This window comes from Streptococcus thermophilus (genome assembly GCF_010120595.1).
Classification (GTDB): Bacteria; Bacillota; Bacilli; order Lactobacillales; family Streptococcaceae; genus Streptococcus; species Streptococcus thermophilus.
Genome location: NZ_CP038020.1, coordinates 1,069,869 through 1,090,524 on the forward strand (window position 1 = coordinate 1,069,869; position 20,656 = coordinate 1,090,524).

22 protein-coding genes and 1 pseudogene are annotated in these 20,656 nt (G+C 40.3%); 21 read left to right on the plus strand and 2 right to left on the minus strand.

The features are described 5' to 3' along the window. Nucleotides 1–6 precede the first annotated feature (6 nt). From pbp2b to E3C75_RS05720, 15 genes and pseudogenes are all read left to right on the plus strand, one after another. A complete protein-coding gene (gene pbp2b, locus E3C75_RS05645; protein WP_111679420.1) occupies nucleotides 7–2,121 on the plus strand; it encodes a penicillin-binding protein PBP2B in 2,115 nt (704 codons plus the stop codon). Between the two features lie 109 nt (nucleotides 2,122–2,230). Next, on the plus strand, nucleotides 2,231–2,827 hold the full coding sequence (gene recR, locus E3C75_RS05650) for a recombination mediator RecR (RefSeq protein WP_011225694.1): 597 nt from the start codon (nucleotides 2,231–2,233) through the stop codon (nucleotides 2,825–2,827). 141 nt (nucleotides 2,828–2,968) lie between these two features. Further along, nucleotides 2,969–3,768 (plus strand): annotated as a pseudogene (locus E3C75_RS11125) (PRD domain-containing protein). Nucleotides 3,769–3,987: 219 nt separating this feature from the next. After that, entirely contained in the window at nucleotides 3,988–4,485 is a 498-nt protein-coding gene (ybeY, locus tag E3C75_RS05665) for an rRNA maturation RNase YbeY (protein ID WP_100262183.1), read from the plus strand. Beyond that, nucleotides 4,466–4,870: a diacylglycerol kinase family protein gene (locus tag E3C75_RS05670; RefSeq protein WP_002946201.1), complete on the plus strand. Its 405-nt coding sequence runs from the start codon at nucleotides 4,466–4,468 to the stop codon at nucleotides 4,868–4,870. Before ybeY ends, E3C75_RS05670 begins: the two co-directional genes overlap by 20 nt. 18 nt (nucleotides 4,871–4,888) lie before the next feature. Continuing rightward, a complete protein-coding gene (gene era, locus E3C75_RS05675; RefSeq protein WP_002950226.1) occupies nucleotides 4,889–5,788 on the plus strand; it encodes a GTPase Era in 900 nt (299 codons plus the stop codon). Nucleotides 5,789–5,834: 46 nt separating this feature from the next. Next, a complete protein-coding gene (mutM, locus tag E3C75_RS05680) occupies nucleotides 5,835–6,656 on the plus strand; it encodes a DNA-formamidopyrimidine glycosylase (RefSeq protein WP_024009805.1) in 822 nt (273 codons plus the stop codon). Further along, nucleotides 6,653–7,246, plus strand: a complete 594-nt coding sequence (gene coaE / locus E3C75_RS05685) for a dephospho-CoA kinase (RefSeq protein WP_014621355.1) — start codon at nucleotides 6,653–6,655, stop codon at nucleotides 7,244–7,246. Before mutM ends, coaE begins: the two co-directional genes overlap by 4 nt. A 50-nt stretch (nucleotides 7,247–7,296) precedes the next feature. Continuing rightward, on the plus strand, nucleotides 7,297–8,520 hold the full coding sequence (locus E3C75_RS05690) for a multidrug efflux MFS transporter (protein WP_084825862.1): 1,224 nt from the start codon (nucleotides 7,297–7,299) through the stop codon (nucleotides 8,518–8,520). Then, nucleotides 8,510–8,656 carry a 50S ribosomal protein L33 gene (rpmG, locus tag E3C75_RS05695; RefSeq protein WP_084828600.1) on the plus strand — a complete coding sequence of 49 codons (147 nt, stop codon included), beginning with the start codon at nucleotides 8,510–8,512 and terminating at the stop codon, nucleotides 8,654–8,656. Before E3C75_RS05690 ends, rpmG begins: the two co-directional genes overlap by 11 nt. A 45-nt stretch (nucleotides 8,657–8,701) precedes the next feature. Next, nucleotides 8,702–8,938, plus strand: coding sequence for a preprotein translocase subunit SecG (gene secG, locus E3C75_RS05700; RefSeq protein WP_011680932.1), 237 nt, complete (start codon nucleotides 8,702–8,704; stop codon nucleotides 8,936–8,938). 58 nt (nucleotides 8,939–8,996) lie between these two features. Beyond that, on the plus strand, nucleotides 8,997–11,450 hold the full coding sequence (gene rnr / locus E3C75_RS05705; RefSeq protein ID WP_111679422.1) for a ribonuclease R: 2,454 nt from the start codon (nucleotides 8,997–8,999) through the stop codon (nucleotides 11,448–11,450). Between the two features lie 21 nt (nucleotides 11,451–11,471). After that, a complete protein-coding gene (smpB, locus tag E3C75_RS05710) occupies nucleotides 11,472–11,936 on the plus strand; it encodes an SsrA-binding protein SmpB (protein ID WP_002950240.1) in 465 nt (154 codons plus the stop codon). Nucleotides 11,937–12,090: 154 nt separating this feature from the next. Continuing rightward, on the plus strand, nucleotides 12,091–13,497 hold the full coding sequence (locus E3C75_RS05715; protein ID WP_002950242.1) for a Cof-type HAD-IIB family hydrolase: 1,407 nt from the start codon (nucleotides 12,091–12,093) through the stop codon (nucleotides 13,495–13,497). A 1-nt stretch (nucleotide 13,498) separates the two neighbouring features. Further along, nucleotides 13,499–13,864, plus strand: coding sequence for a S1 RNA-binding domain-containing protein (locus tag E3C75_RS05720; RefSeq protein WP_002950243.1), 366 nt, complete (start codon nucleotides 13,499–13,501; stop codon nucleotides 13,862–13,864). 102 nt (nucleotides 13,865–13,966) lie between these two features. Here the strand turns inward: E3C75_RS05720 and E3C75_RS05725 are convergent, their stop codons facing one another. Continuing rightward, the gene (locus tag E3C75_RS05725; RefSeq protein ID WP_100273096.1) at nucleotides 13,967–15,052 is read right to left on the minus strand and encodes a M24 family metallopeptidase; all 1,086 of its coding nucleotides are present in this window, start codon (nucleotides 15,050–15,052) and stop codon (nucleotides 13,967–13,969) included. 313 nt (nucleotides 15,053–15,365) lie between these two features. Between E3C75_RS05725 and ccpA the strand changes: the two genes are divergently transcribed. From ccpA to E3C75_RS05745, 5 genes are all read left to right on the plus strand, one after another. After that, nucleotides 15,366–16,367 (plus strand): catabolite control protein A, encoded by a 1,002-nt coding sequence (gene ccpA, locus E3C75_RS05730; protein WP_111679424.1) that lies wholly within the window; start codon nucleotides 15,366–15,368, stop codon nucleotides 16,365–16,367. Nucleotides 16,368–16,425: 58 nt separating this feature from the next. Further along, on the plus strand, nucleotides 16,426–16,623 hold the full coding sequence (locus E3C75_RS05735; protein ID WP_084828604.1) for an MmcQ family protein: 198 nt from the start codon (nucleotides 16,426–16,428) through the stop codon (nucleotides 16,621–16,623). Between the two features lie 105 nt (nucleotides 16,624–16,728). Continuing rightward, nucleotides 16,729–17,037: an MmcQ/YjbR family DNA-binding protein gene (locus tag E3C75_RS11600; protein ID WP_223899607.1), complete on the plus strand. Its 309-nt coding sequence runs from the start codon at nucleotides 16,729–16,731 to the stop codon at nucleotides 17,035–17,037. Between the two features lie 183 nt (nucleotides 17,038–17,220). Beyond that, nucleotides 17,221–17,496 carry a hypothetical protein gene (locus E3C75_RS11605; protein WP_223899608.1) on the plus strand — a complete coding sequence of 92 codons (276 nt, stop codon included), beginning with the start codon at nucleotides 17,221–17,223 and terminating at the stop codon, nucleotides 17,494–17,496. A gap of 12 nt (nucleotides 17,497–17,508) precedes the next feature. Next, nucleotides 17,509–18,624 (plus strand): glycerate kinase, encoded by a 1,116-nt coding sequence (locus tag E3C75_RS05745; protein ID WP_022096976.1) that lies wholly within the window; start codon nucleotides 17,509–17,511, stop codon nucleotides 18,622–18,624. 38 nt (nucleotides 18,625–18,662) lie between these two features. Here E3C75_RS05745 and E3C75_RS05750 read toward each other — a convergent pair whose 3' ends face one another. Then, nucleotides 18,663–19,118 carry a YueI family protein gene (locus E3C75_RS05750; RefSeq protein ID WP_084825864.1) on the minus strand — a complete coding sequence of 152 codons (456 nt, stop codon included), beginning with the start codon at nucleotides 19,116–19,118 and terminating at the stop codon, nucleotides 18,663–18,665. Nucleotides 19,119–19,326: 208 nt separating this feature from the next. Here E3C75_RS05750 and eno point away from each other — a divergent pair, with 208 nt between their 5' ends. After that, on the plus strand, nucleotides 19,327–20,631 hold the full coding sequence (eno, locus tag E3C75_RS05755; RefSeq protein ID WP_100262180.1) for a surface-displayed alpha-enolase: 1,305 nt from the start codon (nucleotides 19,327–19,329) through the stop codon (nucleotides 20,629–20,631). Nucleotides 20,632–20,656 lie beyond the last annotated feature (25 nt).

A 20,656-nucleotide genomic window follows, 5' to 3' on the forward strand; every position in this document is an offset into this window, starting at 1 on the left:
GACAAAGTGACATCATTTTGGGAAAAAAATAGTCAAAAATGGAAAAAATGGCGTCAGAAGAGAAAAGAAAAACGAGCGAATAAACCTAGAAAGCCAGTAAACATCTCGCGTCGTGTTTACTTGCTTTTTGGTGTCGTCTTTGTTCTTTTTTTGTTACTTTTTGCGCGTTTGACCTATATGCAGGTTTATAACAAATCTTTTTATACTAAAAAATTAGAGGATAACTCCAAGTATACGGTTAGGATTGCAAGCGAACGTGGGCAAATCTTTGATGCCAAGGGGATTGCTCTTACGACCAATCAGAGTAAGGATGTTATCACCTTTACGCGTAGTAATCTAGTGTCATCAGATACCATGAAGAGTGTTGCGGAAAGATTGGCAACTTTGGTGACACTGACAGAGACTAAGGTGACAGATCGCCAGAAACGTGAATTTTATTTAGCTGATTCTGCTAACTATAAGCGTGTGGTTAATGATCTTCCTAATGACAAGAAAACAGATAAATTTGGTAATAAATTAGCAGAAGCTACTATCTACAATAATGCTATTAATGCGGTTCCTGATGAAGCTGTTGATTATTCTGAGGACGAGCTAAAGATAGTCTACATTTATTCTCAGATGAATGCTGTTTCTAATTTCTCAACAGTCATACTGAAGACGGCGGACTTGACTCCTGATCAGATTGCGATTGTGGCAGCTAAGCAGAAGGAACTAAATGGAATTAGAGTTGCTAAGGATTGGGAACGTCACACGTCTGATTCGTCCTTGTCCCCTCTTATCGGTAGGGTTTCAAGTTCAGAAGCAGGACTGCCTCAGGAGGATGCTAAGGATTATCTAAAAAAAGGGTATGCCCTAAATGACCGTGTAGGTACCTCTTATTTGGAAAAAGAGTACGAAGAGGAGCTCCAAGGAAAACATACTGTTCGTGAGATTACTGTGGACAAGGAAGGTAAGGTTGATAGTGATAAAATCATTCAGAAAGGTAGCAAGGGGAACAACCTGCAGTTGACCATCGACCTTGATTTCCAAAAGGGAGTTGAAGATATCCTTGGCCAACAACTATCTTCAGAGATTTCAGAGAATAAAGCGACCTATTCTGAAGGTATGTACGCAGTAGTTATGAATGCGGATACTGGTGCTGTCCTTGCTATGGCAGGACAAAAACACGAGCAAGGGGCACAGGATTTTAAGGCTGATGCCTTAGGAACCATCACCGATGTCTTCACTCCAGGTTCTGTAGTTAAGGGGGCTACTTTAACCGCAGGTTGGCGCTCGGGTGCTATCTATGGGGACCAGGTATTAACTGACCAACCTATTAATATTGCTGGTTCGCCCCCAATTACCTCTTGGTTTACAGATAAAGGTAGTCGTGCCATTACCGCAACTCAGGCCTTAGAATATTCCTCAAATACCTATATGGTTCAGATTGCTATCAAACTTCTTGGGCAACAGTATGTTCCAGGAATGTCCTTGTCGACTGATAATATGGAAAAGGCGATGACGACGTTTCGTGATACTTATGCTGAGTTTGGTATGGGTGTGTCTACGGGACTTGATTTACCAGGAGAATCAGAAGGTTACATTCCCAAGAATTATAATATAGCCAATGTCTTGACAGAGGCTTTTGGACAATATGACTCTTATACAACTATCCAGTTGGCTCAGTATGTTGCCTCAATCGCAAATGGTGGAAAACGTGTAGCACCTCACATCGTCGGAGGTATCTATGATGCTGGTGAAAATGGTAGTCTAGGAACTTTATCTTCAACTGTAGACACGCGCGTCCTTAACAAGCTATCCTTAGATTCTGAGCAATTAGGGATTATCCAACAAGGGTTTCATGACGTGGTCAACTCAGGTTCTAGTCTTGCAACAGGTAAAGCCATGGCAAGTTCTATTATTCCAATTAGTGGTAAAACAGGGACAGCCGAAACCTATGCAACAGATGGTTCAGGAAATTCAGTAACGACAGTTAACCTTAATGCTGTTGCCTATGCGACAGCCAAAGATGGTACTAAGTTGGCGGTTGGGATTATGTACCCACATGCTTTAGACTGGAAGAGTAAGGCCCATCAAAATGCCATTAAAGCTATCATGGAACTTTATCAAAATACTCACTAATATTATAAAATCTCTTGTGCCTTGCATGAGAGATTTTTCTGTGATATAGTGTTTGAGTATTTGTTCTTTAAGATATGAGTTGAGAAATATAAAAGAAATGGAGGACCTCATGCTTTATCCTACTCCAATTGCTAAACTGATTGATAGTTTTTCAAAACTTCCAGGAATTGGGGCTAAGACGGCGACACGTCTGGCTTTCTATACCATCAGCATGTCTGATGAAGATGTTAATGATTTTGCAAAAAATCTTTTAGCAGCAAAACGTGAGTTGACCTATTGTTCAGTTTGTGGTCGCTTGACTGATGATGACCCATGTATTATTTGTACGGATGAAACTAGAGACCGTACTAAGATTTTGGTTGTTGAGGACTCCAAAGATGTTTCTGCTATGGAAAAGATTCAGGAATATCGTGGTCTCTACCATGTGCTTCAAGGGCTTATCTCCCCTATGAATGGTGTTGGACCAGATGATATTAATTTAAAAAGTTTGATTACCCGTCTTATGGATAGCGAGGTTGACGAGGTCATCATCGCAACTAATGCAACGGCCGATGGTGAGGCAACCTCTATGTATATTTCACGGGTCCTCAAACCTGCAGGTATTAAGGTGACCCGCCTAGCACGTGGGCTGGCTGTTGGTTCTGACATCGAGTACGCTGATGAAGTAACCTTGCTAAGAGCCATCGAGAATCGAACAGAACTATAGAAAAAGTGTTGGTATAGCCAACCCTTTTTGTTTATTGTTATTAGGTTTCTCATTAAAAACTTTGTAAAATAAAAAAAGGCTTAAATGATGAGGGATCATGATGTAAATTGAAAAAAATTAAATAACAATGTTGTCCAAGCCATGGATAATGACGTAGAATACATCGTTATGGGTAAGGGACTTGGCTTTCAAAAAAAGATCGGAGAGACGGTTAATAAAGAGAAGATTGAAAAGACCTTTGTCTTGGAAAATCCGGAGACAGTGGCCAAATGGACTCGTGTTTATGTAGATTTGCCTGATGGTGAAATGCAGGTCTTTTTGAATATCATCACTTTTGCTGAAGCTGTTCTGCAAACCAAGTTTGATCCCTCTTTTTTATTGCTCTTGCAGACCATCTTCATTATGCTATTGAACGCAGTAGAGAAGAAATATCCCTACAAAACCCTTTGTCTTGGGAAGTTAGAAAATTTTACCCTCGGGAGTATGAAATTGGAAAACAAGCCCTTCGTTTGATTGCCAATGATTTAGAAGTGGAATTGGTAGATGATGAGGCAGCCTCAGTCGCTTTGCACTTTGTCAATGCACAAAAGGATGCGGGTCTCCATGAAAAAGACCGACAGATGAGTCAAATTGTGGTTTGCATTAGTGAGATTGTCCGTCTTCATTTTGCTTGTGACTTTGAGCAAGATAGTTTTTCTTTTAACCGTTTTATTACTCATCTTCGGTACTTAGCGCAACGTATTGTGAGTGGGGTTAGTGGTGGTAAAAACGATGCTTTTCTATATGAACAAGCCAAGACTAACTACCCAAAATCTTTTATCTGTACCCAAAAGATCGTCACCTATATCAAGTCAAGTTATGCTTTTGAACTTAGTTTAGACGAACAGGTCTATTTGACCATTCATATCCAACAACGCTTTAGAGATAATATCGATAAGTAAGCGATTCTCATAGATATTATATAAAAAGCAGACAATTAGGCTCAGGTCTGCTTTTTCTGTGTCCTTGTGATATAATGAATTGATTAATATTGTACTGAAATTATTCGGTGAAAGTATTGAATACAATTTAGTATTCGTCATAAAAAGCTAATTTGTTAATGAAAGGAAGGGAGCAGCTCTGTCCTTTAAGTAGGCTCAACTATTCCGAAAAAGCATGCTATGTACGTTGAAATGATTGATGAGACTGGACAAGTTTCAGAAGAAATAAAAAAACAAACCTTGGAATTACTTGATTTTGCAGCGCAAAAACTTGGCAAGAAAGACAAGGAAATGGCGGTTACTTTTGTAACTAACGAACGTAGTCACGAATTGAATTTGGAGTATCGTGATACGGATCGTCCAACCGATGTTATTAGTTTGGAGTATAAGCCGGAGTTAGATATTACCTTTGATGAAGAAGATTTGGCTGAAAATCCTGAATTGGCTGAAATGATGGGGGAATTTGATAGTTATATCGGCGAACTCTTTATTTCTATTGATAAGGCTCGCAAACAAGCTGAGGAATATGGGCATAGCTACGAGCGTGAGATGGGCTTTTTAGCTGTTCACGGATTTCTTCATATCAACGGGTATGATCATTACACCCCAGAAGAAGAAGCGGAAATGTTTGGATTACAGGAAGAAATTTTGACTGCTTATGGACTTACGCGACAATAACCCACAAAAAAAGTGGAAAAACAGAGAATTTACGACCAGTTTCGAGTTTGCTCTGACAGGGATAATAACGGCTGTTAAAGAAGAACGCAACATGCGTAAACATTTGGTATCGGCTATCTTAGTGGTGTTGGCTGGCTTGGTTTTTCGTGTGTCAGCGATAGAATGGATTTTTCTCCTGCAGGCAGTTTTTCTAGTAATTGCCCTAGAGATTGTTAATTCTGCCATGGAAAATGTTGTTGATTTAGCCAGTAATTATCACTTTTCCATGCTAGCTAAAAATGCTAAGGATATGGCTGCAGGAGCGGTTCTGGTTGTCTCTTGTTACGCACTCATTACTGGTATGATTGTTTTCATACCTAAAATTTGGGATTTGATTTTTAACTAAAAAATAGAAAGAAGATATATGACTTTTAAATCAGGATTTGTGGCCATTCTTGGTCGACCTAATGTAGGAAAATCAACTTTTTTGAACCATGTTATGGGGCAAAAAATTGCTATCATGAGTGATAAGGCTCAAACAACCCGTAACAAAATTATGGGGATTTACACAACAGATAAAGAACAGATTGTTTTTATTGATACACCGGGTATTCACAAGCCCAAGACAGCACTTGGAGATTTCATGGTGGAATCTGCTTATTCAACCCTTCGTGAAGTGGATACAGTCCTCTTCATGGTTCCAGCCGATGAACCGCGTGGCAAGGGCGATGATATGATTATCGAACGTCTTAAGCAAGCCAAGGTTCCGGTTATATTGGTGGTTAATAAGATTGATAAGGTCCATCCAGACCAGCTCCTTGAGCAGATTGATGATTTCCGTAAACAAATGGATTTCAAGGAGATTATCCCAATCTCAGCTCTTCAAGGAAATAATGTTTCCCACCTTGTAGATGTTTTAAGTGATAATCTTGAGGAAGGTTTCCAGTATTTCCCATCGGATCAAATCACAGACCATCCAGAGCGTTTCTTGGTATCTGAGATGATTCGTGAAAAAGTCCTACAGTTGACGCGTGAAGAAATTCCGCACTCAGTTGCTGTTGTCATTGATTCTATGAAGCGTGATGAAGAGACTGATACGGTTCACATTCGTGCGACCATCATGGTTGAGCGTGATAGCCAAAAAGGTATTGTCATCGGTAAAAAAGGTGCTATGCTTAAGAAAATTGGTACTCTTGCTCGTAAAGATATTGAGCTCATGCTTGGGGACAAGGTCTTCCTTGAAACTTGGGTGAAGGTTAAGAAAAATTGGAGGGATAAAAAACTTGATTTGGCCGATTTTGGTTATAATGAAAAAGAATATTAAGAAAAGCTGGGCACTTGCTCGGCTTTCTTTCTAGAAGGAGGGGCAGATGCCTGAGTTACCTGAGGTAGAAACAGTTAGACGAGGTTTAGAAAAGCTGTTACTAGGAAGGACTATTTTGTCACTTGAAGTTAAGGTCCCTAAAATGATCAAGACATCATACGATAGTTTTTTGCATGATTTGCCTGGTCAAACGATTCAAGCCATGCGACGTAGGGGAAAATATCTCATTTTTGATTTCGGTCAGTTGATAATAATTTCTCACTTGCGCATGGAGGGAAAATATCTGCTGTTCACAGACCAGGTTCCTGACAACAAACATTTTCACCTCTTTTTTAAGCTAGATGATGGCTCAACCCTGGTTTATCAGGATGTACGCAAGTTTGGGACTTTTGATTTATTGGATAGGAAACAAGAAGAGGCCTATTTTACAAGGAAAAAACTTGGCCCTGAGCCTACCAAGAAGACCTTAAAATATGTACCGTTTGAGAGAGCCTTAATGCATTCTGGCAAGTCTATTAAGCCCTTACTCTTGGAGCAGAAGTTAGTGGCCGGTCTAGGAAATATCTACGTTGATGAGGTGCTTTGGGCAGCCAAGGTTCATCCTGAGACACCAGCAAATAAACTTAGCAAGGCAGCCATGAAACGGGTTCACGATCAAACGATTGCCATTTTACAGCTGGGGATTGCTAAGGGTGGTTCCACTATAAGGACCTATCGTAACGCCCTTGGTGAGGATGGGACCATGCAGAATTATCTACAGGTTTATGGAAAGACAGGTCAACCTTGTCCACGTTGCGCAAGCATGATTGTGAAAATCAAGTTAGGGGGAAGAGGAACACATTTGTGTCCTCATTGTCAAAAACGATGATTATAGGATTAACAGGAGGCATTGCTTCAGGGAAATCAACCGTAGTTGAAATAATTAAAGATGCAGGTTATAAGGTCATTGATGCTGATCAACTGGTGCACGACATGCAGGTCAAAGGGGGAAGATTGTATCAAGCCTTGCTTGATTGGTTGGGAGATGGGATTCTTCTTCCTAATGGGGAATTGAACCGTCCTAAGTTAGGGCAACTGATTTTTTCAAGTGAAGAAATGCGATATCAATCTGCTGAAATTCAGGGAAAGATTATTCGAGAAGAACTGGCAGCAAAAAGAGACTGCTTGGCCAAAGAAGAGGACGTCTTTTTTATGGATATTCCTTTACTTTTTGAAAATGATTATCAGGATTGGTTCGATCAGATTTGGTTGGTGGCGGTGTCACCTCAAGTACAAGGACAACGCTTGATGAAACGGAATCACTTAAGTGCTGAGGAAGCAGGCATGCGTATTGCTAGTCAAATGCCTTTAGCCGAAAAACTGCCCTATGCTAGTTTAGTTATCGACAACAATGGGAACATCGATGATTTGAAGAAGAAGGTGAAGGGTGCCATAAAAGATTTAGCTAACCTCGTATAGTTAGTCATTGTGTTATAATGGATAGTGAATTTTAGAAAGAAGATGATTATTTGCGCCAAAAAGAGCTTGAAACCGCTGATTGGCAACGAAATCTTAAAATTGCTTGGATAGGAACTTTTTTTACTGGGGCTAGTTTTTCTATTGTCATGCCCTTCATGGCTCTCTATGTAGAAGAACTAGGGGTTAAAGGTGCTATGGTAGAATGGTATGCTGGTTTATCTGTTGCCCTATCTGCTTTAGCTTCAGCCTTGGTTTCACCAGTTTGGGGACACTTGGCGGACCGTTATGGTCGAAAGCCCATGATGATTAGAGCCAGTATGGTCATGACCTTTACAATGGGAGGCTTAGCCTTTGTGCCTAATGTCTTCTGGATGCTTTTTTTGAGAATCTTGAATGGATTGTTTGCAGGTTATGTGCCAAATGCAATAGCTTTGATTGCCAGTCAGGCTCCTCAGCAACGTTCTGGCTATGCCTTGGGCACATTATCAACTGGTCTCACAGCTGGTGTTTTGATTGGCCCTTTGCTAGGTGGTGCCATATCTGAGGCCTTTGGTATGCGAGGGACCTTTCTATTAGTTGGGGTGATTTTGTTTATCTGTTGTCTCTTGACTATCTTTGGTTTGCGAGAGGACTTCCAATTGATTGAAAAGGGAGAGATAATGAGTTTTTCGCAAGTATTTGCTAAAATTCCTAGCAAATCGCTTTTAATTGGCCTCTTTGTGACTAGTATGATTATCCAGATTTCTGCCCAATCAATTGCTCCAATCTTGGCGCTTTATATTCGTTATTTGGGTCAAAGTGATAATATCCTTTTTTACTCAGGGCTAATTGTGTCCGCTATGGGCTTTTCAAGTCTTTTAAGCACTCCTTATTTAGGACGACTTGGTGATCGCATTGGGAATCATCGTTTGCTCTTAATGGGCTTATTCTATAGTTTCCTCTTGTATTTCCTTTGTGGTTTTGCAGGTTCAGCCTTGCAACTTGGCCTTTTACGCTTTGCCTATGGTTTTGGTGTAGGTGCCTTGACGCCTAGTGTCAATTCCTTATTGACCAAGATGACCCCAAAAGAAGGAATTTCAAGAATCTTTAGCCTTAATCAAAGTTTTTCATACATTGGACAAGTTTTAGGACCCTTTGTGGGTTCAGCTGTTGCAACAGGATTAGGCTATCGTTGGGTTTTCTTTGTGACAGCAGCCATCGTCTTTGGAAATTTTGTTTGTTCCTTAATCATCTTTAGAAAATCGCTAGGAGTTAAGAATATAGGTGAGAGTTAAAATCAATTTAAAGTGTAGTGAATGTGGGAGCCTCAACTATCTCACAAGTAAAAATAAACAGAATCATCCTGAGAAAATTCAGGTACCTAAATTCTGCCCCAAGGATAGAAAAGTAACCTTACATGTTGAATTTTAAGGGGTTCTATGGTAGAATTAAAGGGACTTTTTCGGAGGAATAACTATGTACAACTTATTATTAACGCTGCTCTTGGTTATGTCAGCTATTATTGTGATTGCGGTATTCATGCAGCCACAAAAAAATCCAAGTAGCAATGTCTTTGATGGTGGTGGGTCAGAAGCACTATTTGAACGTAGTAAACCACGTGGTTTTGAAGCCTTTATGCAACGCTTTACAGGAATCATGGTTTTTCTATGGATTGTAGATGCAATCGTCCTTTCCATTCTCTCAAGTAAGTAATGAGTTGACTGAGGTTGACTCATTTTTTGCGTTATAGTCAATAAAAGTAAAGGAAATTATGAAAGAATCTATTATAAATTATTTGAAAGAGCATGGGAAATCCAGTGTAAATGACATTGCCCACGCTCTTAATCACGCTGGCGGTGAAAAGTTCCCACAGCTTATCAAAGTCATATCAGCTATGGAAAGGAAGAGACAGTTGCGCTTTAATCGAGACGGCTCTGTATCCTTACGTCCTAAGAAAGAACATCCCAATCAGGTTGCTGTAGAGGGTGTTTTTCATGCCAATAAGAATGGTTTTGGTTTCTTACATGTCGATGACAGTGAGATTGACATGTTTATTGGCCGTAATGACGTTGGCCATGCCATTGATGGTGACACTGTTGCCGCAGTTATTAAGAAGCCAGCAGATCGTTTGCGTGGGACAGCGGCTGAAGCGAGAGTTGTTGAAATTGTCGAACGCTCTCTTAAAACGGTTGTCGGGAAATTTATCCTCAATGACGAGAAAGAACCTTATGTAGGTTACATTAAGTCTAAGAATCAAAAAATTCAGCAACCAATCTATATCAAGAAAGGACCAGTTGCTCTTGAGGGGACTGAGATTATTAAGGTTGATATTGAAAAATACCCTAACCGCCATCACGATTATTTTGTAGGAAGTGTTCGAGATATTATTGGTCATCAAGGAGATGCTGGTATTGATGTCTTGGAAGTTTTGGAATCAATGGATATTGTTTCGGAGTTTCCAGAAGATGTTATGGCTGAAGCAGAGGCTGTGCCGGATGTACCTAGTCAAGAAGATCTAATTGGTCGTGTTGACCTTCGTCAAGAAGTGACCTTCACCATTGATGGAGCTGATGCCAAGGACTTGGATGATGCAGTTCATATTAAACGTTTACCAAATGGTAACTATGAGCTAGGTGTCCACATTGCAGATGTGTCTTATTATGTCACAGAGGGTTCTGCCCTCAACCGTGAGGCTGCAGCGCGTGGGACTTCTGTTTATGTGACAGACCGCGTGGTTCCAATGTTGCCTGAGCGTCTTTCAAATGGTATTTGTTCTCTAAATCCCAATGTTGACCGCTTGACTCTGTCAGCTATTATGGAGATTACTCCAAAAGGCAAGGTGATTAATCATAAGATTTGCCAATCTGTAATTAAGACAACCTTCCGTATGACCTATAGTGATGTCAATGAAATGTTGGCTGGAAATCCAGAAAAGATTGAACAGTTTAAGCCTATCATGGATTCTGTGTCAGCTATGGCAGAACTTCATAAGATTTTAGAAGATATGCGCGAACGTCGTGGCGCCCTTAACTTTGATACATCTGAAGCTCGTATCTTGGTTAATGATAAGGGAATGCCAGTTGATATCGTGGTGCGTGAACGTGGGACGGCTGAGCGAATGATTGAGTCCTTTATGTTGGCTGCCAATGAATGTGTGGCAGAGCATTTCGCTAAGGCTAAGTTGCCATTTATTTACCGTATTCACGAAGAGCCTAAAGCGGAAAAATTGCAACGCTTTATGGATTATGCTTCTATCTTTGGTATTCAAATCAAAGGAACAGCTAATAAGATGGATCAGCTAGACTTACAAGATTTCATGGCACGAGTTCAAGGCAAACCTGGAGCAGAAGTCATGAATATGATGTTGCTTCGTTCAATGCAACAAGCTCGTTATTCAGAACACAATCATGGGCACTATGGACTTGCGGCTCAGTATTATACTCACTTCACCAGTCCGATCCGTCGTTACCCAGACCTTTTGGTTCACCGAATGATTCGTGAGTACACCAACAATATGTCTCAAGAAACGCGTGAACACTTTGAAGAGGTTATTCCAGAGTTAGCTACTTCATCTTCAACCCTTGAGCGTCGTGCTATTGACGCTGAACGTGTCGTTGAAGCCATGAAAAAAGCAGAGTACATGGAAGAGTTTGTTGGTCAAGAATTCGATGGTATTGTCGGAAGTGTGGTTAAATTCGGTATGTTTGTGGAATTGCCAAATACCGTTGAAGGTTTGGTTCATATCACAACACTTCCAGAATTCTACAATTACAATGAACGCACCATGACCCTTCAGGGTGAAAAATCTGGTAAGACTTTCCGTGTTGGCCAACCTATTCGAGTTAAGTTAATTCGTGCAGATAAGGAGACTGGAGACATTGATTTCCAATACCTTCCAAGTGAGTACGATATCACTGAAAAAGTAGATCACAAGGCTCGTCAGGAACGTGAAGAGAAGGCTAAGTCCTTCCGTAATAGAGGACCACGCCGCGATCGTCAAAATGGTGATTTCGAAAGTCGTGGTAAACATGTAAATAAGCGTAGCGGTCAAGATAGTAGTGGTTACAAAGGCTCTTATGATGAAAAGCGTAAGTCATCTAAGAAACCAGACAAGCGTAAGAATCAAAACCGTCCTCATAATGATAATAAGGGACGTGAGAGTGGTCGTCGTAAGAAAAAAGAAAACAAACCTTTCTACAAGGACGTTGCTAAAAAACAAAAATAGGATGAGAATGGAGGGACTGCTATGCCAAAAGGTGAAGGCAATGTTGTTGCTCAGAATAAAAAGGCGAGACATGACTATAGTATTGTAGATACCATTGAAGCGGGTATCGTGCTGACAGGGACAGAGATTAAGTCTGTTCGTGCGGCTCGCATCCAGCTAAAGGATGGTTACGCCCAAATAAAAAACGGGGAAGCTTGGTTAATCAATGTTCATATTGCTCCTTTTGAGCAAGGGAACATCTGGAATCAAGATCCAGAACGTACTCGGAAATTATTGCTCAAGAAAAAGCAAATCACCAAACTTCAAAATGATCTTAAAGGAACAGGGATGACCTTAGTCCCACTTAAGGTTTACCTAAAAAATGGTTTTGCCAAGGTTCTACTGGGTATCGCCAAAGGGAAGCACGATTACGATAAACGTGAGTCAATCAAACGTCGCGAACAAGAGCGTGACATTAAACGTATTATCAAGAGTGTTAACCGTTAAAACACCTATCATCTAAGACTGACCTGGTATTAGATGATTTTTTTTGCTTTTTAGCTTTAAGAAATGATATAATGGAAACATCGTATGATCTTTCGTTAGGGCTGTCTTGAATAGTACCTAGCGCTAGATTTTGATACTGTAAAGGAGATTTACGATGCCAGTAGATGCAAAAACAAAATATAAGGCTAAGAAGATTAAGATTGTTTTCTTTGATATTGATGACACCCTTCGTGTCAAAAAAACAGGTTATATTCCAGAGTCTATTAAGGCTGTTTTCAAAGGACTTAAAGAAAAAGGAATCTTGACAGGGATCGCTACAGGACGTGGCTACTATGGTGTAGTTGAGGAAATTCTGGACCTAGAACCTGATTATTTTGTAACAATCAATGGAACTTATGTCATTAACCGAAAAGGGGAAGAAATTTATAATCAGCCCCTTGCTCGTGAAGTTACTGAAGCTTTTGTTGCTTGGTGCAAAGAGATTGGGATTGCTTGGGGCTTCGCTGGTAAGGATAAGCCAGTTGTCTCAGAACGTTCAGAATTGATTGATGATGCTATAGTGCCTATCTATGGTATTTGTGACGTTGAGCCAGATTTCCATTTGACTAATGATGTTTATCAGATGTGGACTTTTGCAGAAAATGATGGTGACCTTAAGTTGCCGGAGGAACTCGCAGCCCACGTTCGCTTGGTGCCATGGCACGAACACTCATCTGATGTGGTAGCAACTGGTATCTCAAAGGCTTCAGGTGTCGGTCATGTCTTGGAGCATGAGAATCTTACACCAGTCAATGCTATGATGTTTGGTGATGGGCCAAATGATATGGAAATTTTTGACTATGTTGGTCTTAAAATTGCCATGGGGAACGCCACACCAGAACTTAAAGCCAAAGCTGATTATGTAACTGGAACAGTAGAAGAAGATGGCATTTTCAATGCCTTGGAGGAACTCGGATTGGTAGAAAAAGAACTTCATTTCCCACAACTTGACTTGGATACAGTAGAAGGTCCAGTCGCAACGATTAAAACAAATCATGGTGATTTGGTCATCAAGCTTTTCCCTGACCATGCGCCATTGGCTGTCACTAACTTTGTCAATTTGGCCAAGAGCGGCTATTATGATGGTGTGATTTTCCACCGTATTATCAAGGACTTTATGATTCAAGGTGGTGACCCAACTGGTACTGGTATGGGTGGTGAATCAAGCTTTGGTGGTAGCTTCCAGGACGAGTTTTCTGAAGAACTCTATAACCTCCGTGGTGCACTTTCAATGGCAAATGCTGGACCAGATACTAATGGTAGCCAGTTCTTCATTGTTCAAGCACCTGAGATTCCTTATGCTAAAAAGGAACTTGAACGTGGTGGCTGGCCAGCACCAATTGCAGAAGCTTATGCTGAAAATGGTGGCACACCTCACCTAGATCGTCGTCACACTGTTTTTGGTCATTTGGTAGATGAAGCCTCTTACAAGGTGCTCGATGAGATTGCCAATGTTGAGGTTGGAACTCAAGATAAGCCGCTTGAGGAAGTTGTTATTGAAACGATTGAGGTAACAGACTAAGATGAAAATTGGAGACAAGCTTAGGGGGGTTATCACGGGCATCAAGCCTTACGGTGCCTTTGTTTCATTGGATAATGGTACCACAGGCTTGATTCATATCTCGGAGATTAAGACAGGTTATATCGACAACATCTACAATACACTAAAGGTAGGCCAGGAAGTCTTGGTTCAGGTAGTTGATTTTGATGAATTTACTCAAAAGGCCAGTCTTTCTTTGAGGACACTTGAGGAAGAAAAAAATAAAATCCCTCACCGTCATCGTTTCTCAGATAGTCGTTTAAACTATGGCTTTAAACCTTTGGCAGAAGCGTTGCCAGGATGGATTGAAGAAGGGCTTGACTATCTTAGACAAGAGCATGAAGGATAAATAGCAAAAGCTGACACATGATGGGTCAGCTTTTTAAATGTCATTTGAATTTGAGTGCAAACGAAATGGTCCTCAACTTAATTGAAGGCCATTCTGGATTAATTAAACATCAAAATAGAGAAGTTCTTTTGGTGTATGTGTAAAGACTTCGAAGCCATCTTTTGTAACGTAGCCACAGTCTTCGATACGAACACCAACTTTTTCAGGAATGTAAATTCCTGGTTCAACAGAGAAGCACATACCTTCTTCGATAATCAAGTCATTTCCTTCCATGATTGACGGAAACTCATGGACATCCATACCAAGACCATGTCCCAAACGGTGGTTGAAGTATTCGCCGTAACCAGCCTTTTCAATAACATTACGAGCTGCAGCATCAACTTCACTGGCTGTTACGCCTGGTTTGATAAAATCAAGGGCAGTGAGTTGAGCTTCCAAACAGATATTGTAGATATCTTTCTTGAATTGGTCAGGTTGACCAACAGCTACGGTACGTGTCATATCTGAAACATAGCCTTGACTAACAACACCCAAGTCGAAGAGGAGGAGGCTATCATTTTCAATGCGGTTAGTTCCTGGAATACCATGTGGGTTTGCGGCATTGTTGCCTGTGAGAACCATAGTTTCAAAGGACATTTGATTGATACCGATTTTCTTCATGCCAAATTCGATTTGAGCAATGATGTCTGTTTCAGTAACGTCGAGAGATATATTGTCAAAACCGATATTGACAGCTTTATCAGCATAATCACCGGCAACAATCATTTTTTGAATTTCATCAGCTGACTTGATAACTCGCATTTTGTGGATGAATGGTGTCAGGTTCTCGAAGCGACCTTCAAAGACCGTTTGCAATCCTTGGAATTTAGTTACATTGAGATTATCAAACTCTGCATAAATAATAGGGATGTCTGTACTTGCTAGACCAGCTTTGATTTTTTGCCATGGATTTTCAGAGTCCATATAACCGAAGACTGGGAAATCGAGAACAGAAGAGGCACGTGCAACCTCAAGAGCAGGAACAAAGAGGGCAGGCTCACGATTTTCGTAGACGAAGAGGAACATTTGGCGTTCATGTGGGTCACAATCAAAACCAGTAAGATAATTGACAGTTACAGGATCTGAAACAATAGCTAGCCCTGATTTATTTTCATTTAAAAAATGACGAATGCGATCAAGTTTAGACATAGAAAAAACTCCTTTTTATTTCTTACATTCATTCTGTCACTTTTATAGGGAAAATGCAAGCTGTTTTTGGATTTTCATTAAATCATTTGCTTTCATTGAGTTTTTTTAATCTTATAGGTTGTAAGCGATGAATAATCATGAAAATGCGAAATGATAGCCAAATATTTGAAACGTCTTTCTTTACCTTAGCTATCGAAAGAGGATACTTTTCATTTTTTGTAAAGGATTAGTCAAAACATTTGAAAGTGTTTTCAAATTTTGCTATAATTATTGTGAAAAAGTGTGCATTAAATTTAGAAAGGAAGTATTTCTTATGAATACTGATGAAACAATCACAATTTATGATGTAGCGCGTGAAGCTGGAGTATCGATGGCAACTGTTTCTCGTGTTGTAAATGGTAACAAAAACGTAAAAGAAAACACCCGAAAAAAAGTGCTCGAAGTCATTGATCGTTTGGATTACCGTCCAAATGCGGTTGCGCGTGGCTTGGCAAGTAAAAAAACAACTACTGTAGGAGTTGTCATTCCAAATATTGTAAATAGCTATTTTGCTACTCTAGCTAAAGGTATTGATGACATTGCAACCATGTATAAGTATAATATTGTTCTTGCTTCCAGTGATGATAATGAGGATCATGAAGTTACAGTCATTCATTCTCTAATTTCTAAACAAGTTGATGGTATTATTTTTATGGGACACCATCTGACAGAAAAAATCCGTGCAGAATTCTCTCGTACCCGTACACCGATTGTTCTAGCAGGAACAGTTGATCTCGAACACCAAATACCAAGTGTTAACATCGACTATAAAGCTGCCGTTGAGGATTGTGTAACGCAACTTGCTAAAAATAATGAAAAGGTTGCCTTTGTATCAGGACCACTAATTGATGATATTAATGGCAAACTACGTTTGGCTGGGTATAAGTCTGGACTTGAAAAGAATAATTTGAGCTACAACGAAGGACTTGTCTTTGAAGCTAAATATAGCTATAAAGACGGCTTTGAGTTAGCACAACGTGTCTTGAACTCTGGTGCCACTGCTGCCTATGTTGGGGAAGATGAATTGGCTGCAGGTCTCTTGAATGGCCTCTTTGCTGCAGGCAAATCAGTTCCAGAAGATTTCGAAATCATCACAAGCAATGATTCACCGGTTACAAGCTACACACGTCCAAACCTTTCTAGTATAAACCATCCTCTCTATGATTTAGGGGCAGTTAGCATGCGTATGTTGACTAAAATTATGCATAAGGAAGAACTTGAAGATAAAGACGTTATTCTTAATCATGGTCTAACTTTACGCCAGTCAACAAAATAAAAAGGAGTTGGGACATCAGTTTGTCTCAACTTCTCTTTTTTAGAAAAAGGGAGAATGAATGACTTTTGAGGATGCTTATTTTAAACAGAAAGTCCTAAAACATGATAGCCTGGAGCCTTTTGGTTTTATAACTAGTGAGAAAGGCTACGAGCTCAGAAAACCACTAATGGCTGAAGGATTTGAGGATCGACTATTCATTGATTTAGAAGGTAAGTTGACAGGGCAGGTTGTTGATATTGATTTTGACGAGTCTTAAGACACTTTCCGAAGCCCTCACGCAACTGGAACCTACGTTGGTCAAGTCAGAGAAGCTTATGGAGATCTCCTGTCGCAAGTAGCTGAGTTTTGTTATGATGATCAATTGTTTTCATCCCCGCCAGATAATCGTCTGGCTAATTTTATAGTTAAGGAATTTTCAGACCAAGCTGACCATCCTTTTGAGAAATATCCAGACTATCTTTCCTTTCGGGTTGATGGTAAGTGGTATGCCCTATTTTTCCCTCTCAAGGGTGAGAAACTAGCACTTAGTGGAGAAAAGGCGAATTTAGTCTATGATGTGGTTAACATCAAGGTCGATCCAAGGCAGATGGATAAGCTCTTAGACTTAGATGGAATTTATCCTAGTTACCATATGTCCAAGAAGAACTTGGATAAGCCTTGTTTTAGATGAGACAATTCCAGACCAAACGATTTTTGAGCTCATTAGAGGGAGTCGTTCTCTGGTTGCTCCTAAACATCTTGGGAAGGCTTCAGAGCCACACTACTGGATCATTCCAGTAAAAATCTAAAATACTACGATATCGGGGAGGAGTTCTCAGCAAGTGAGGATATTCTTTGGACTCAGAAAGCCAGTATGCAAAAAGGGGACTTCGTTGCAATCTATATTACGGCACCTACCAAGGCCATCCGTTATCTCTGTCAGGTTTTAGAAGCTAATATAGCTAATCAAGGTTATCGTGATGAAGAGAGTATTAAGGAATTGATGCGAATTAAACCTTTATACAGCTTTAATGATAGTGATTTTGATAGTGAAAGGCTAAAGTGCTTTGGTATCAAAACTGTCCGAGGTCCACAACATATGACAGATGACTTGGTTCAGGCCCTGTCCCCTTACTTGAAAGGAAAATAAAAGGAGTAAATGATGCGAATTCTGATTGCACCTGATTCGTTTAAGGAAAGTTTGTCTGCAAAAGAGGTTGCCCTAGCTCTTAAATCGGGCCTTGAAAAGGCCTTACCAGACGCTGATTTTGACCTCATGCCAATAGGCGATGGTGGCGAAGGTACCTTAGATGCTCTTGCTGAAAATCTAAATCTTGAGAAGAAAACTGTTAAGATTCCACATGCTTATACAGGTGATGGATCTGTCCCCTATGCTAGTAATGGGCAGACTGCCATTTTTGAAATGGCTGCGGTTTGTGGCTTGGAGCAGGTACCTAAGGATAAACGCAACCCCCTTTGTATAACAACCCAGGGAGTCGGTGAACTGATTGTTCACTTGGTTAAATCTGGTATTAGTGATTTTATTATAGGTGTAGGTGGATCAGCTACTAATGATGGCGGAATTGGTATGGCTTATGGATTAGGTTATCGTTTTTATGATTCTGAGGGGCGGGAGCTTGAGCCAATAGGTGCCAATCTTGGTCACGTTAAAAAGGTGTCTTCTAAAAATAAACTTGATCTATCTAATGTAACTATTCGTCTTATCACCGATGTGGATAATCCTTTGTGTGGTTTAAATGGGGCAACCTATATTTTTGGTGGTCAAAAGGGCTTGGCACCTTCACAAGTTAAAAAGGTTGACCAAAACATGGCTCAATTCTACCAAGGATTTGCTCCTGAGGTTCCAAAACTAGCTGGTTCAGGTGCTGGAGGGGGAATGGCAGCAGGAATGGTAGCCTTTGCAGGAGCAGAAATTAAGTCGGGGATTGATTTTGTACTGGATTGTGTCGATTTTGACCAGCGTGTAAAAACAGCTGATTTGGTTATTGTTGGGGAAGGACGTATGGATAATCAGTCCTTATCTGGTAAAGCACCAGTAGGTGTAGCTAAACGAACACCATCGGCTATCTCAGTTATCGCTATTTGTGGCAGTTTGAAGAATGACTTACCTGATTTTCCAGTAGGTGGCATTTCAGCCGCTTTTCCAATCATTGGTCAATTAGGTGACTTAGATCAAATTCTGTCTTCGGCTAAGGAAAATCTCTATCGAACAGGACTCAATATTGGAAACCTCATCAAGTTGAGTCAGTCATTGTGAAACAAGAAAAAGCTGACCAGGGGCCAGCTCAGATGTTATTATTTTCCAAATAGCTTAGTAAAAAATCCCCTTTTTTCAACGATTTGCTCAGTTTGCTTGGGAGCAAGAATATCAGGATAGAGCTCTGAGAATAGTATCTTATCAAGGTTTTCGGCCTTATCACTATGCACAACAATACCATACGGTGAGTGTGCTTTTGCTTCATCCACAATAGTTGCAGAAATATTCAGTGTTTGAGCGTCCTTGATATAGGTGAACTGTGTCTGATCAGATAGGTTAGGTGAAAGCTTTAGACTATGGTTGGGGTAAACTGCTAATAACTTCTTTAAAATCAGTGGAAAGTGTTCTATTACGATTTTCTTTTCAGCATCTTCCAATAAAACAGCTAGGACTACACGTTCTGCATAGGTACCAAAATACTGACGAAGTTCATCGGGATTCAGGCGTTTTTCGCCACTGGCGCATTGGAACACTTTATCTTCAAGTGAAGTCATAGGGAATCTCCTGTCTCTTTTCTATTTACCATTATACAATATTTTGAATTCCTTTTCATTTGCCTTATTTTTTCTGAGATTTTCAAAAATAATTGAAATATTAAAAAATAGATAATCGCAAGAAAATTCTGGTTTTAATTTGCTTAACCCTTGATATTATGGTAATATAAATGTGTAAAAAATTTTAACTCATAAGGAGAGTATTGTAATGTCAATTATTACTGATGTCTACGCACGTGAAGTCCTTGACTCACGCGGTAACCCAACACTTGAAGTAGAAGTTTACACTGAATCTGGTGCATTCGGTCGCGGTATGGTTCCTTCAGGAGCATCAACTGGTGAACACGAAGCAGTAGAACTTCGTGATGGTGACAAAGCTCGTTACGGTGGTCTTGGTACTCAAAAAGCAGTTGATAACGTAAACAACGTTATTGCTGAGCACATCATCGGATTCGACGTACGTGATCAACAAGGTATTGACCGCGCAATGATCGCTCTTGACGGTACTCCAAACAAAGGTAAACTTGGTGCCAACGCTATTCTTGGTGTGTCTATCGCTGTAGCACGCGCAGCTGCTGACTACCTTGAAGTTCCACTTTACAGCTACCTTGGCGGATTCAACACTAAAGTTCTTCCAACTCCAATGATGAACATCATCAACGGTGGTTCTCACTCAGACGCTCCAATCGCTTTCCAAGAATTTATGATTGTACCTGCTGGTGCACCAACATTCAAAGAAGCGCTTCGTTGGGGTGCTGAAATCTTCCACGCGCTTAAGAAAATCCTTAAAGAACGTGGACTTGAAACAGCCGTAGGTGACGAAGGTGGTTTCGCACCTCGTTTCGACGGAACTGAAGATGGTGTTGAAACTATCATCAAAGCTATCGAAGCTGCTGGATATGTACCAGGTAAAGACGTATTTATCGGACTTGACTGTGCATCATCTGAATTCTACGATGCAGAACGTAAAGTTTACGACTACACTAAATTTGAAGGTGAAGGCGCTGCTGTTCGTACTGCTGCAGAACAAATCGACTACCTTGAAGAATTGGTTAACAAATACCCAATCATCACTATCGAAGATGGTATGGACGAAAACGACTGGGACGGTTGGAAATCTCTTACTGAACGTCTTGGTGGTAAAGTTCAATTGGTTGGTGACGACTTCTTCGTAACTAACACTGCTTACCTTGAAAAAGGTATTGCAGAACACGCTGCTAACTCAATCCTTATCAAAGTTAACCAAATCGGTACTTTGACTGAAACTTTTGACGCTATCGAAATGGCGAAAGAAGCTGGATACACAGCAGTAGTATCACACCGTTCAGGTGAAACTGAAGATTCAACAATCGCTGATATTGCAGTTGCAACTAACGCTGGTCAAATTAAGACAGGTTCATTGTCACGTACTGACCGTATTGCTAAATACAACCAATTGCTTCGTATCGAAGACCAACTTGGTGAAGTTGCAGAATACCGTGGTTTGAAATCATTCTACAACTTGAAAAAATAAAACGTTTATTTGACAACGTTTCTGA